The organism is Streptomyces bathyalis, assembly GCF_015910445.1.
Taxonomy (GTDB): domain Bacteria; phylum Actinomycetota; class Actinomycetes; order Streptomycetales; family Streptomycetaceae; genus Streptomyces; species Streptomyces bathyalis.
The window spans coordinates 5,231,345-5,244,242 of the sequence record NZ_CP048882.1 but is presented as its reverse complement, the minus strand read 5'-3'; the positions used below and the strand labels follow the sequence as shown (position 1 = coordinate 5,244,242).

The 12,898-nt window shown below is 71.9% G+C and carries 11 protein-coding genes; 5 read left to right on the top strand and 6 right to left on the bottom strand.

The window, feature by feature from the left end:
* Window positions 1-5: 5 nt before the first annotated feature.
* The gene (locus G4Z16_RS22800; protein WP_197352545.1) at window positions 6-428 is read right to left on the bottom strand and encodes a YybH family protein; all 423 of its coding nucleotides are present in this window, start codon (window positions 426-428) and stop codon (window positions 6-8) included.
* A gap of 152 nt (window positions 429-580) precedes the next feature.
* Here G4Z16_RS22800 and G4Z16_RS22795 point away from each other — a divergent pair, with 152 nt between their 5' ends.
* Entirely contained in the window at window positions 581-1,486 is a 906-nt protein-coding gene (locus tag G4Z16_RS22795; RefSeq protein WP_197352544.1) for an ATP-dependent DNA ligase, read from the top strand.
* Between the two features lie 268 nt (window positions 1,487-1,754).
* Here the strand turns inward: G4Z16_RS22795 and G4Z16_RS22790 are convergent, their stop codons facing one another.
* Window positions 1,755-3,968 (bottom strand): FUSC family protein, encoded by a 2,214-nt coding sequence (locus G4Z16_RS22790; RefSeq protein WP_197352543.1) that lies wholly within the window; start codon window positions 3,966-3,968, stop codon window positions 1,755-1,757.
* Between the two features lie 396 nt (window positions 3,969-4,364).
* On the opposite strand from G4Z16_RS22790, the gene G4Z16_RS22785 reads away from it, so the two are divergent.
* Together G4Z16_RS22785 and G4Z16_RS22780 are read left to right on the top strand one after the other, a co-directional pair.
* On the top strand, window positions 4,365-5,639 hold the full coding sequence (locus tag G4Z16_RS22785; RefSeq protein ID WP_197352542.1) for a sensor histidine kinase: 1,275 nt from the start codon (window positions 4,365-4,367) through the stop codon (window positions 5,637-5,639).
* Window positions 5,636-6,343 (top strand): response regulator, encoded by a 708-nt coding sequence (locus G4Z16_RS22780; protein ID WP_197352541.1) that lies wholly within the window; start codon window positions 5,636-5,638, stop codon window positions 6,341-6,343. Before G4Z16_RS22785 ends, G4Z16_RS22780 begins: the two co-directional genes overlap by 4 nt.
* Here G4Z16_RS22780 and G4Z16_RS22775 read toward each other — a convergent pair.
* Entirely contained in the window at window positions 6,291-7,103 is an 813-nt protein-coding gene (locus G4Z16_RS22775) for a CPBP family intramembrane glutamic endopeptidase (RefSeq protein WP_197352540.1), read from the bottom strand. The two genes, G4Z16_RS22780 and G4Z16_RS22775, sit on opposite strands and share 53 nt — an antisense overlap.
* Window positions 7,104-7,427: 324 nt before the next feature.
* Between G4Z16_RS22775 and G4Z16_RS22770 the strand changes: the two genes are divergently transcribed.
* Complete coding sequence (locus G4Z16_RS22770) at window positions 7,428-7,922, top strand: GyrI-like domain-containing protein (RefSeq protein ID WP_197352539.1); 495 nt, start codon at window positions 7,428-7,430, stop codon at window positions 7,920-7,922.
* A gap of 43 nt (window positions 7,923-7,965) precedes the next feature.
* Window positions 7,966-8,490 (top strand): GNAT family N-acetyltransferase, encoded by a 525-nt coding sequence (locus tag G4Z16_RS22765; RefSeq protein WP_197352538.1) that lies wholly within the window; start codon window positions 7,966-7,968, stop codon window positions 8,488-8,490.
* A gap of 32 nt (window positions 8,491-8,522) precedes the next feature.
* Here the strand turns inward: G4Z16_RS22765 and G4Z16_RS22760 are convergent, their stop codons facing one another.
* The 3 genes from G4Z16_RS22760 to iolD form a co-directional block, all read right to left on the bottom strand.
* The gene (locus G4Z16_RS22760; protein ID WP_197352537.1) at window positions 8,523-9,173 is read right to left on the bottom strand and encodes a class I SAM-dependent DNA methyltransferase; all 651 of its coding nucleotides are present in this window, start codon (window positions 9,171-9,173) and stop codon (window positions 8,523-8,525) included.
* 143 nt (window positions 9,174-9,316) lie between these two features.
* A complete protein-coding gene (locus tag G4Z16_RS22755; RefSeq protein WP_197352536.1) occupies window positions 9,317-10,813 on the bottom strand; it encodes a CoA-acylating methylmalonate-semialdehyde dehydrogenase in 1,497 nt (498 codons plus the stop codon).
* A gap of 113 nt (window positions 10,814-10,926) precedes the next feature.
* Window positions 10,927-12,804, bottom strand: a complete 1,878-nt coding sequence (gene iolD, locus G4Z16_RS22750; RefSeq protein ID WP_197354839.1) for a 3D-(3,5/4)-trihydroxycyclohexane-1,2-dione acylhydrolase (decyclizing) — start codon at window positions 12,802-12,804, stop codon at window positions 10,927-10,929.
* Window positions 12,805-12,898 lie beyond the last annotated feature (94 nt).

Below are 12,898 nucleotides of genomic sequence, written 5' to 3'. Positions count from 1 at the left end.
CGCCGTCACTTCTCCTGGTCGCCGGGGCCCAGGTCCTTGTGCGGGAACGAGTGGTGCTCGTGGGAGACGGTCCACCGTCCGTTCTCCTTGCGCAGCCCGATCGTCATACGGAGGCGGTTCGCCGGGTCCTCCCGCAACTCCTGTTCGGTGCCGCAGCGCAGCAGCGCGTGGGCGAAGGCGACGTCGGCGCCCGCCGTGACATCCAGCGAGACGATCTCGAAGCAGGCGCCCTGACGCTGCCAGTCGAAGAACGGGGGCCACGACGCGCGATAGCGCTCGATGCCGCGGATGCCGTCGTCGGGCGGCGGCACGTCGTACATCACGATGTCGTCGGCGTGAGCGTCCAGCACGCCGTCCATGTCGCCCTCGTGCACCGCCTTCGCCCAGCGTTCGATCAGGTCACGGATCTGCTTCTCGTCGTCGGCCACGCTCGCTCCTTCCGGGTCCGTCGCGTACGAGTGCTGACCGGGGCGGTGCCCGTAACTCATCGGCACGCCCGCTCCGCCACAGCGGTGGCGTGCCCGCGTGGCTGCGGCGTGGCCGCCCGCCCGTCCGGTGGCGCAGCGTGAGGCTGGGCGCTGTGAATTCCGGTGCGAACGGTGCGCTCGTGGTGCGGCTGCCGGTGGATCTCGTACGGCCGAAGCCGGCGGAGGCGGTCCCCGACGGTCCCGGCTGGCACCACTCCATCAAGCTCGACGGCTGGCGGGTGGCCCTCGCCGTCACCGCGGAGGGTGTGCGGATCCACTCCCGGAGCAAGCGTGAGGTGACCCGTCAGTTCCCCGAACTCGTCGACGCCGGTTCGCAGTTGGCCACCGGCACCGTCATCGACGGCGAGGTGGTGGTGTGGAACGAGCAGCAGCGGTCCTTCGACTTCGAGGCCCTTCAGTCGCGGGGCCTGGCGAGACGGCCCAGGTCCGCAGCTCCCGGCGCGATCCTGGTCGCCTTCGACCTGCTCGCGGTCGCGCACACGGATCTGCGCGCGGAGCCGCTGCGTACGCGCTGGCCGCGGCTGCGCGACGTCGTGGACGAGGCGGGCCCGGAGATCCAGATGGTCCTCGCCACGGAGGACGCGGAGGAGGCCCGCACTTGGATGCGCGACATGAGAGGGCAGGGCGTCGAGGGGATCGTCTCCAAGCGCTGGGACTCCTCCTACCGCCCTCGAGACCCCCGGGCCGCCTGGCGGAAGGTGAGGTCGGCCGACACGACCGATGCCCGGCTCATCGGCATCACCGGCCCGGAGCGGCGTCCCTGGGGAGCCGTCGTTGAACTCCCCGACGGGCGCCGGGCGTTGACCACGCCCCGTCTGCCCCCTGTGTCCGCGTCCCAGCTGGGCCGCGCCGTGGCCGGCCGTCTCGGTGCGTCCGTCACGGACGCCGAACTGGACGTGCGGTGGCGGCCGTTGACCGAGCCGCTCACGGCGGAGGTGCGCGTACGCACGGGCCGCGTTCCGCTGGTGCGGTACGTGCGCCTGCGCCCCGACGTCTGACGAGGACGCGGCAGTCCGGCATTCAGCGCCCGGCGCCCGGCGTTCGGCGAGACAGCACCGGCCGGGCACGTCCCGGACCGGTCACGGCGACGGGCAGTCTCTGCCCGGGAGTTCGCGGCGCCGGGGCACGCTGTCGGCGACTGCCACCCGCCCATGCCGGGACCCGCCAGTCACGTCCTGGGGGCCTTCACCCCGTGGACGCGTGCGTACTCGCCCGCCAGCCAGGGGCCCAAGTCCTCGGTGAGCATGTTCAGTCCGGCGGGGGCACTCACTTCGGGGTCACCGCGTCCGCGAGATCTTCGAGGGCGTCGGCCAGCAGGTCCGCGCTGCGCAGGGCGACCGGCGGGGAAGGACGGTCGGCCTCCCGCTCCCACCACCGGGACAGCGCTTCGTGCACGGGACCGAAGTCCGGGACCTCCTTCTCACGGACCGTCCTCGACGCCTCGGGCAGCGTGGACTCCAGGGCGCGGGCGAACTCGTCGGCGCCCGGGTCGGGTTCGGCGTCCGGTCCGGGCAGGTGCGCCTCCAGCAGCATCGTGACGCGGCCCGCCGTGATCAGTGCGTCCTGTGCGTCGGCGGCGGAGCGCAGCGAGAGTCCTCCGCGGTGGCGTACGGGCTCCGCTCCCGCCCGCGACGCCGTACGGTCCCACTCCTGGCGTGCGGCCCGGGTGTCCAGCAGCGCCTCGCGGATCCTGCGGTCGGGGTGGCCGGGCAGCGGCGTGCCCGTGGGGCCCGAGGCGGTGACCTTCGGGTCGGCGAAGCGGTCCAGCACCGCGACGGTGTAACTGCCCGTCGCCGTCAGCCAGTCGGCGAGCCGGTCCCGCAGCATCGGTGTCTCCCACGTCGGGAAGACCGCGTAGCTGAGCATGGCCACCGCGCCGCCCAGCGCCGTCAGCCAGATCCTCTCCAGCACCGTCTGGGACCACAGCGATCCGGCGATGCTCAGCAGGAAGACGACGTACGCGCCGATGCACGCGGAGACGATGGCATAGCCGGTGCGCATCAGCAGATACATCAGCCCGATGCTCACAACCGCAAGCGCGGCGCTGCCCCAGGGCGGGGGATGCAACAGCGCCGTCACCGAGCCGGCGACGGCCACGCCGACGAGCGTCCCGGCCAGACGCGCGAAGCCTCTCTCGTACGTGCGGGAGAAGTCCGGCCGCATCACCATCACCACGGTCAGCGGCGCCCAGTAGCCGTGTTCGGGTGGCAGCGCCTTGCCCAGCAGATAGGTCGCGGCCACGGCGACAGCGACCCGCACCGCGTGCCTGCAGACCGGTGAGGACCAGCGCAGCTCGCGGCGGAGGACGCGCAGCGCGACGGGCACGAGCCCGGTCAGGGACGGCTGGGTCAAGTGCCGTGGCGCGCGGGCCTCTTCGGGTATCGCCTCGGTGTCGACGTAGACGTCCTCGTCCTCGGAGCGGTCCGGCCGGGCAGGCATGCGCCACGTCGCACGCGGGATCAGCGGAAGGGGGCGGGTGACCTCGACCGGCTCCTGCGCGGCGTCGACCGCCTCCTGCGTCAGCGCGATGAGCCGCATGGCTGCCTTGCGTGCGGGACCGTGCAACACCGGTCCCGTTTCGGGGACTTGCAGCACCGCGAGCGCGTCCTGCGGGATGCGCACGCGTTCGCCGCGACGGATCGCGCGGGCCGTGGCGTCCAGTACGGTCGCGGCCGCCGACAGCAACTCCCTTACGCGCTCCCGCTCCTGGCCCACCATGGGCGCCCCCACATCGGGGTCGGCGAGCGAGGCGAGCACCGGCCTGAACCGTTCGGCCAGCCCCCGGTATCCGCCGAGCTGCCGTGGCCGGCGGCGCGCCTGGCGCGGGGTCACCGCGGCAGCGCTGCGTGCCGTCATCAGCGGCTCGGGATCGAAGGGAGCGCTGGGGTCGTGGCGGAGGCGGCGCGCGTAGTCGGCGACGGCGGCCAGCGCGTCGGCGAGCGCGTCACGCCGCTCGCCCCACCGGCGTACGGGAAGCAGCACGATCAGGGCCGCCTGCACGCATCCGCCGGCCGCGATGAGCGCCGTGTGCGCGAGAGCGCCGAGCAGCGTCGTGGGCAGGGTGACGGTGACGAGCATGACGGCCACGGTCGAGGAGGCCACCACGCCCGCGGTGGGCCCGACCCCCCACGCCATGCCCGCCAGGAAGGCCCAGAGTGCGAGCAGCACCACGAACGCCAGCGGTTCGCCCGCCGCGAGGAAGCCGACGAAGGTCGACAGGGCCAGTCCGGCCGCAGCGGACAGCGCCAGCACGGGACGCGGCCGCCAGCTCCGCTGGAAGGTGGCCACACCGGAGGAGAAGGCGCCGAACGCGGAGGACACCGCGAGTTCGGGCGAGCCGGCCCACAGCGTGAGCCCGACGACGATCGCGACGCCGAGCGCTCCCCGCAGAGCCACGAGCGGATGGAGCGCCGTCCGCTCCACCGACAGTCCGGACCGAGCCGTCTCACCGATCGCACGGAGCCAGGGCAGGACCTTCATGCCGTCGAGCTTACGGGGGCGCTTTCGAGCCGACGGACAAGGTCAGAGCGGTGCCGGGGCGCCCGCGGGCGCTCGGTCCCTGGAACCGCCCGCGACGACGCTGGGGGCGACGCGAGCGCACCGTCCGTGCCCATTTACGTGGGGATTTGGACGCCTTTGTCCGCGGGGAGCCGGACGCCCTTGCCTGTGGGGAGTCGCACAACGCGTGGCCCGGACCAGCGCCTTCGCGGGGCCGCCCTCCGGCCACGCGGAGCTCCTGCCTTCCGGGAGCCCGGCGCGGTCCCGCTGCCGCCGCGAGCTCACGAAGATTCGAACGACGTGCCCTGGATCTATGCTGGTCGGGGGTCGGCGAGACAACTGCGCCGGCCGGCTGGTCACAGTGCGGCGGGAGGCGTCTTGGAGCACAGGACCTTCCTTGCGGCCCGGATCGACCGGTGGTCACGGGAGCACCCCAGGCAGCTGGATCTGGCGCTCGCCGGGCTGCTGTGGCTGGTGTTCGGTCTGCTCAGTGCGCTCGCCGGGCTGACCGCATTCCTGATCGCAACCGCGGCCATCCTTCCGCTCGCCGTTCGGCGGCGCCACCCGACGTGGGTCCTCGTCTGGTCGGCGTCGGTGTTCGCCGTCCAACTCGCGCTGCTGCCGGACCCGTTGCCGGCCAACATCGCTCAGGCCGTCGTCATCTACACGGTCGCCGCGCACGTCGCATCGTTTCGGGTCCGGCTGGTCGCCTTGGGCGCCGCGCTCGTCGGCACGGTGCTTGCCGCCTTCCGCTGGGCCCTTCCGCCGGACAATATGGCGAACGTGCGCAGCATCGCCGTGTTCGTCGGCGTCATCTCCGTGCTGGTCTGGGTCATCGGCAATCTCGTCCGCGGCCGGCAGGCCAACATCCGGGCGCTGCGCGAGGTGAACGCGCGGCTGGAGGAGAGCCGGGTGCAGCGCGAACGTTTCGCGGCGCAGCAGCAGCGGGTCTCCGTGGCGCGGGAGATCCACGACGTCGTGGCCCACTCCCTCACCGTCGTCATCGTGCAGGCCGACGGCGCCGGGTACGCGGCCGATCACGCACAGCCCTGGGACCGTACGGATGCCGCGAAGGTTCTCGCCACCATTGGACGTACCGCGCGGTCGGCCCTCACCGAGGTACGCAGCGTCATCGACGTGCTCCGCGACGCGGGCGGGCCGGATGAGCCGCAAGGGGCACGGGTGGGCGTCGCCGAACTGGGGCAGGTCATCGACTCGGTGCGTGCGGCAGGGCTCCCCGTCGATGTCGACGCCGCCCCGGCCGCGTTCGACAAGATCCCTGCTGTGGCGGGTTCCGCGGTGCTCCGCGTCGTACGGGAGTCGCTGACGAATGTGCTGAAGCACGCCGGTCCCAAGGCCACGGCGCGCGTGGTCGTCGAGCAGAGGGCGGGTGCGGTCAGCGTGCGGATCGAGGACGATGGCGTCGGCGCCCGCGGCGGCGCAGCGGCAGGCCAGGCGTCACGGCCCGGCTACGGCGTCGACGGCATGCGGGAGCGGCTTCGCGCCCTCGGCGGCGTTCTGGAGGCCGGTCCACGTCAGGGCGGCGGGTTCTGCGTCGATGCCGCGATCCCCTACGAATTCCCGTCGGCTTCGGCGGGGCCTGTGGAACTCGCCGCCCCGTCGGGTGCCCCGGGAAGGCGGGAGACTCGATGAGAGACGGCGAGCAGATCCGTGTCTTCCTGGTCGACGACCAGGATCTCGTGCGCACCGGGTTCGAGATGATCCTCGACGCCACCCCCGACCTGCGGGTCGTCGGATCGGCCGACGACGGGCAGACGGCCCTCGACGCCCTGCGGCAGCCCCAACACCGCGCCGACATCGTCCTGATGGACATCCGTATGCCGGGACTCGACGGCGTCGAAGCCACCCGGCGGCTGCTCGCCACACCTGATCCACCGCGGGTCGTGATGCTGACGACCTTCGACGACGACGAGCTCCTCGTCGCCGCCCTTCGGGCCGGGGCGGCCGGGTTCCTCCTCAAGGACGCGGGCGCCGCCGAGCTGTTGACGGCGATCCGGGCCGCCGCGGCGGGCGAGGCGCCGATCGCACCGAGACTCGTGCGGCGCCTGATCGACTCGTTCGTGCTCAGCCCGCCGGCGACGGACGCCACCGAACAGCAGCCCGCCGCCGGCGCGGATCTCGGACGTCTCACCGCACGGGAGCGCGAGATCCTCGCCTCGGTCGGCCTCGGGCTCACCAACGCGGAGATCGCCGCACGACTTCAGCTGGCGGAGTCGACGGTCAAGACGCATCTGGGTTCGGTGCTGCGCAAACTCGATCTACGCGACCGTGTGCAAGCCGTCATCATCGCCCAGACGCATGGGCTGGCCGACGACTCGCGGCGGCCGAGTACCTGACTCCGGCCACGAGCGCGAACGCCGCCGTGCCGATGAACACGAACAATCCCGTGTCACCGGCCAGGTACTCGCTGAAGATGACGGGGTGCTTGGTCGAGATCGCGTGATTCAGCAGCCAGGCGAAGGTGGCGTTGTGCGCGAAGTGGGCCAGCACGGCGGGCCACACGCTGCCGGCCATGACGCGCAGATAGCCGATCAGGAACGAGAAGGCGATGACGGAGGCGCCGAACAGCGGGAGCACCAGAGCCATGTCCCCATCGCTGTGGTAGTACGGCGTGAGCAGGATGTACGGCAGATGCCAGGCGATCCAGACGACGCCGATGACGAGCATCGCCCGGCGCTCGCCCAGGAACGCCAGCCGCGGCTGCAAGTAGCCCCGCCAGCCGATCTCTTCGGCGAACGCGAGAATCGGCCCCGTGACGCACAGTATGAGCGCCGACTTCGCCCAGTCGTCATGCGGGGCAGTGAACCGGGCGAAGCCGAACGCCACGGTACCCGCGGTGGCGAGCACGCTGACGCCGGCGGTGGCGGCCACCGTGAACGGCCAGATGCGCAGCCCGAGTCGGCCCATACCGAGCCGGCCCCAGCCGTTGCGCGAGTATCCCTCCCTGGTGACGACCAGCAGCATCACCAGAGTGACGAGCACCGGCGAGAAGGCGAGGATGATCCCTCCGGCGACGTTGGCGGTGCCCAGCGATATCCCGAGGGTGAGCACGATGAAGACGATCGACGATGTGCGATCCGAGAGCCGTTCGAACACGGGCGGGACGTCCTTTCGGTGAAGTGTCCCGCTCACTGTCGGCGAACTGTCAGCCGCCGCCATCCACCCTCGATCGGAACTTTCGGCGCGCTGCCCGTCGTGACCGTCCCGCGGGACTAGCACCGCCGTACCAGGGACACGTGAGTTCGGGCGTCTCCGAGCCGGGCATTGCGGCGCGGCCACGCATCCAGGCCGGGAAGCGGCCCGGCCATGGACGCTCAGCGATGAGTTCCGCGGTGCCGGACGGTCGAACCCCGGAGACGCACACCTGTGGACGGGGTGTGCCGCGCAGTCACATCGCGCACCACTCACCTGGGGAGGATCATGACCAGCAACGCATCACAGCCCGCCGGCGCATCCGGCGGCCCCGAACTCGTCACGGTCGGCGAGACCGTCACCGCCGTGGTCCGCGGTGTCGTGCCGCTCACGGGGCTGCGGGACTTCTTCGACGGCTCGTTCCGGGCGCTCGGCGAGACCCTCGCCCGCCAGCAAGTCACGGTCACAGGCCCGGCGTTCGGCTTCTACCGCGAACCGCCGAAGGAGACCGCCGACCTCGAGGTCGGCTTCGCCACGGACCGCCCCGTCCGGCCCGAGGGCGACGTCGTCGCCGGCTCCCTCCCCGCGACGCGGGTCGCCCGGCTCATCCACCACGGCTCGTTCAACGGGCTGGGTGCCTCGTGGGAGCGGCTGTTCGCCTGGACGCAGGAACAGGGGCTGAAGACGGGCCCGGGGATGTGGGAGGTCTACCTCACCGAGCCGACCCCTGACATGGACCCCAGCGAGCTGCGGACGGAACTCAACGTCCCCGTCGCGGAGTGACGGCCCTGCGCTGGAAGCCGCCCGTCCGGGCCACCATGGGCGCGTGAACGGCATCGAGATCCGCCCCGTCCGGACCGGCGAGCTGGAGGCCGTGGCCCGGCTCCGGTGGCAGTGGGCGAAGGAGAGGCAACGGACACCGGTCACCTCCCGGGACGAGTTCGTGAGCCGGTTCGTGACGTGGGCGCTGCGGAACGCGTCCTCGCACAGGTGCGTGGTCGTGGCCCGTGACGACGAGGTCATCGGCATGGCCTGGCTCGCCGTCACGCAGCGGGTGCCGCACCCCGGAGCCCCGGAGCGGGCGTCGGGGGACCTGCAGTGCGTGTACGTGTCGCCGGAGGAACGCGGCGGCGGTCTGGGCGGCCGGCTGATCGAGGAAGTCCTGGCTCTGGCACGCGAATCGGGGCTGGAGCGGCTGACGGTCCACTCCAGCGACGCCGCGGTCCCCGCCTATCTCCGCGCGGGCTTCTCCCACTCCCGCGTTCTGCTCCAGACCGAGCCAGGGGCGGCCGCGGGCCCGGGGACGGACGGACACGGCCCGGTTCCGCGCCTGGTCAAGCCTGGGCAATGAAGCACGAACCGGAGCCCTCGCGCCGCCTCCCGCTACGACTTGCGCGCCAGCAGGAAGGCCTGGGGCGTCGTCTCCATGCCGCGGCCGTCGGCCTCACGCAGCAGCCGGGCCTCGAGGCTCAGTCCGGCCTCGCTCAGCAGCTCGGCGATCCGGTCGGGCTGCTGACGGTGGAAGTCGAGTGCGACCGGGTGCCCCAGTGGGCGTGCCAAGTACACGGATTCGTCGCCGACTTGGAAGGCGACCAGCAGATGACCGCCCGGCACGAGCATCCTGTGGAACTCGGCGAAGACCTCCGGCAGCAGGTCACCGGGTGTGTGGATTATCGAGTACCAGGACACTATTCCCGCGAGTGCGCCGTCCGGCAGGCCCAGCTCCGTCATCGAGCCCTCTTCGAAGCGGAGTTGCGGGTTGGCCCGGCGGGCGAGCTCGACCATCCGCGGCGAGAGGTCCACCCCGTACACGGAGAGCCCCAGCTCGCGCAGGTGCGCCGTCATGCGGCCCGGACCGCATCCGAGGTCGGCGACCTTCCCGCCTCCGGCGCTCAGAACCAGCTCGGCGAAGGCGGCCAGCAGAGCACGGTCCAGCGGCTTGGCGGCCAGCTCGTCGTGGAAGCGTTCGGCGTAGTCGGCGGCCACGGCGTCGTAGAAGGTCCGGGTGGCGCCGAGGAAGTCCGGTCCGGTCACAACCGGGGACCTTAACAGCGTTGCGCGCAGCGGCTGTTGGGACGGCATGACCTGCTGCCGCGAACAGCGGCGGCCCCGGCCGGAGGAACCGGACGGGGCCGAAGCGGACCGGACGGGCCGGAACGGGCCCGGCCCGCGGCGTCCTACGACGAGGTGGGGAAGCCCAGGTTGATCCCGCCGCTCTCCGCGGGGTCGGGCCAGCGCGTGGTGATGACCTTTCCGCGCGTGTAGAACGCGATGCCGTCGTTGCCGTAGATGTGCAGGTCCCCGAAGAGGGAGTCCTTCCAGCCGCCGAAGGAGTGGTGGCCGACCGGCACCGGAATGGGCACGTTGACGCCCACCATGCCCGCCTCGACCTCCAGTTGGAACCGGCGGGCCGCGCCGCCGTCGCGCGTGAAGATGGCGGTGCCGTTGCCCCACCGGCTGCTGTTGATGAGCTTGATCGCCTCGTCGTAGCTGTCCGCCCGCACGACGCACAGCACCGGGCCGAAGATCTCGTCCCGGTAGGCGTCCATGTCCGCTGAGACCTTGTCCAGTAGGGAGACGCCGAGGAAGAAGCCGTCCTCGTGGCCCTCGACGGTGTAGCCGGTGCCGTCCACGACGACGTCCGCGCCCTGTTCCCGTGCGCCGCCGACGTACGAGGCCACCTTGTCGCGGTGCTCGCGGGTGATGAGCGGGCCCATCTCGGAGGACGGGTCGTCGCCCGGGCCGATGCGCAGCTTGTGCGCGCGGTCGGCGATCTTCGCCACCAGTTCGTCGCCGGTGTCGCCGACGGCGACGACGACCGAGACTGCCATGCAGCGCTCACCGGCCGAGCCGTAGGCCGCGTTGATGGCGTTGTCGGCGGCGAAGTCCAGGTCGGCGTCCGGCAGTACGAGCATGTGGTTCTTCGCGCCGCCCAGCGCCTGGACCCGCTTGCCGTGCGCGACGGCCTCCGTCTGGATGTACTTCGCGATCGGCGTCGACCCGACGAAGCTGACGCCCGCCACGTCCGGGTGGGACAGCAGCCGGTCGACCGCGATCTTGTCGCCGTTGACGACGTTGAGCACACCGTCCGGCAGGCCGGCCTCGGCGGCGAGTTCGGCGAGACGGTACGGCGCGGACGGGTCCTTCTCGCTCGGCTTCAGCACGAAGGTGTTACCGCAGGCGATCGCGAGCGGGAACATCCACATCGGCACCATCGCGGGGAAGTTGAACGGCGTGATGCCCGCGACCACTCCGAGCGGCTGGCGGATCGAGGAGACGTCGACGCGTGAGGAGACCTGCGTGGACAGTTCGCCCTTGAGCTTCTCCGGGATGCCGCAGGCCAGTTCGAGGATCTCCATGCCGCGGGCCACCTCGCCGAGCGCGTCCGAGTGGACCTTGCCGTGCTCGGAGGTGATCAGCGCGGCGATCTCGTCGCGGTGGGCGTCCAGGAGCTCGCGGTACTTGAAGAGAAAGGCCGTGCGCTTGGCGAGAGAACTCTGGGACCACTCCTCGTACGCACGCCCCGCGGCGTCGACGGCCGAGTCCACCTCCTCGGCCGAGGCGAGCGCCACATGTGTGGGCTGCGCGCCGGTGGCGGGGTTGTAGACGGGCCCGACGTTTCCCGAGACGGATTCGACGGCCTTGCCGCCGATCCAGTGTCCGAGAGTCTTCATGTGGTGGCCTTTCTCAAAGAGTTGGGCGAAGCGAATTGCGAAGTCCGGTCGTATTCAGGGCTGTTCAGCTGTGGCTCCATCGGGTCCTGAGCCGGTGGGCTCCTGGGGGCTGCTCACAAGTGGCGCCGCCTGGCCGCCGCGTGGCGTTCGTACTCCTCGCGCGCCCTGCGGGCGGCCGGGCGGTCCGAGGTCTCTGCGACGACCACGTCCCACCAGGCCGCGGCTCCCGGCGGCGCCGGAGCGGAGGGACTGGTGTCGGTCTCGACGTAGACGCACGTCGGGCGGTCGGAGGCGCGCGCCTGCGCGAGCGCGGTGCGCAGTTCGCCGACGGTCTCCGCCCGGATGACCTCCATGCCCAGCGAGGCGGCGTTGGCCGCGAGGTCGACGGGCAGCGGCTCGCCCGTGTACGTGCCGTCGGGCGCGCGGTACCGGTACGCGGTGCCGAAACGCTCGGCGCCGGTCTGCTCGGACAGGCCGCCGATCGAGGCGTAGCCGTGGTTCTGCACCAGCACCACGTTGATGTTGACGCCCTCCTGCACCGCGGTGACGAGCTCGCCGGGCAGCATCAGATACGTGCCGTCCCCGACCAGCGCCCACACCGGACGGTCGGGCGCGGCGAGGCGGACACCGATGGCGCCGGGGATCTCGTAACCCATGCAGGAGTAGCCGTACTCCAGGTGGTACTGGCGCGGTGAGCGTGCCCGCCACAGCTTGTGCAGGTCGCCGGGGAGGGAGCCCGCGGCGTTGATCACGACGTCGTCGTCGCCGACGACTCCGTCCAGCGCGCCCAGCACCTGGGTCTGCGTGGGGCGCGCGCCTTCGTCCTTGGCGGCGTACGCGGAATCGACGGTCCGCTCCCAACTCGCCTTGCCCCGCGCGTACTCCTCCTCGTACGCCGCCGCGACCCGGTGCCCCAGAAGCGCCCCGCTGAGCGCCTCCAGTCCGGCGCGGGCGTCGGCGACGAGCGTCAGCGCGCCCATCTTGTGCGAGTCGAAGGGTGTGATGTTGAGGTTGAGGAAACGCACGTCCGGCTCGGCGAAGAGCGTGTTCGACGCGGTGGTGAAGTCGCTGTAGCGGGTGCCGACGCCGATGACGAGGTCCGCGGCGCGTGCCAGGTCGTCGGCCACCGCCGTTCCCGTGTGGCCCACGGCGCCCACGTCGCAGGGGTGGTCGTGGCGCAGCGAACCCTTGCCGGCCTGGGTGCTCGCGACGGGGATCCCGGTGGCGTCCGCCAGTGCCCGCAACGCGTCCTCGGCCTCGCTGTGGTGGATGCCGCCGCCCGCGATGATCAGGGGCCGGCGGGCGCCCAGTACGGCGGTGGCGGCGGCCGCGACCTCGGCGGCCTCGGGTCCGGGCCTCCGTACGTGCCACACGCGTTCGGCGAAGAACTCCTCCGGCCAGTCGTACGCTTCGGCCTGCACGTCCTGGGGCAGCGCCAGCGTGACGGCACCGGTCTCGGCGGGGTCGGCGAGGATCCGCATCGCCTGGAGCGCCGCCGGGATCAGGGCCTCGGGCCTGTGCACGCGGTCGAAGTAGCGGGAGACGGGACGCAGCGCGTCGTTGACGGAGACGTCGCCGGCGCTCGGCACCTCCAGCTGCTGAAGCACCGGGTCGGCGGTGCGGGTGGCGAAGATGTCGCCGGGGAGGAGCAGGACCGGCAGCCGGTTGACGGTGGCCAGGGCCGCGCCCGTCACGAGGTTCGTGGCGCCGGGACCGATCGAGGTGGTGACGGCGTGTGCGGAGAGACGGTTGTTCTGACGGGCGTAGCCGACGGCCGCGTGCACCATGGCCTGTTCGTTGCGGCCCTGGAGGTAGCGCAGCGGCGCGTCGTCGCCCTGGCCGCTCTCCACGAGCGCCTGCCCGATGCCGGCGACGTTGCCGTGGCCGAAGATGCCCCAGCAGGCGTCGATGAGCCGGTGGCGCCGCCCGTCGCGTTCCGTGTACTGGGCGGCGAGGAAACGCACCAGCGCCTGCGCGACCGTGAGCCGCATGGTCCGCGGCCCCTCGGTGGGGCTGCCGGAACGGCTGTGGTCCGGGTTTCCGGCGGGGACGCCGGCCCGGTCCTCCGTGCGGCGGTCCGTTTCC

What these genes read in the sequence shown, in the direction of transcription:
- G4Z16_RS22770 (WP_197352539.1), top strand. Translation starts at nt 7,428, where the DNA reads ATGACCAGCAACGCATCACAGCCCGCCGGCGCATCCGGCGGCCCCGAA.
- G4Z16_RS22780 (WP_197352541.1), top strand. Translation starts at nt 5,636, where the DNA reads ATGAGAGACGGCGAGCAGATCCGTGTCTTCCTGGTCGACGACCAGGAT.
- iolD (WP_197354839.1), bottom strand. Translation starts at nt 12,804, where the DNA reads ATGCGGCTCACGGTCGCGCAGGCGCTGGTGCGTTTCCTCGCCGCCCAG.
- G4Z16_RS22790 (WP_197352543.1), bottom strand. Translation starts at nt 3,968, where the DNA reads ATGAAGGTCCTGCCCTGGCTCCGTGCGATCGGTGAGACGGCTCGGTCC.
- G4Z16_RS22755 (WP_197352536.1), bottom strand. Translation starts at nt 10,813, where the DNA reads ATGAAGACTCTCGGACACTGGATCGGCGGCAAGGCCGTCGAATCCGTC.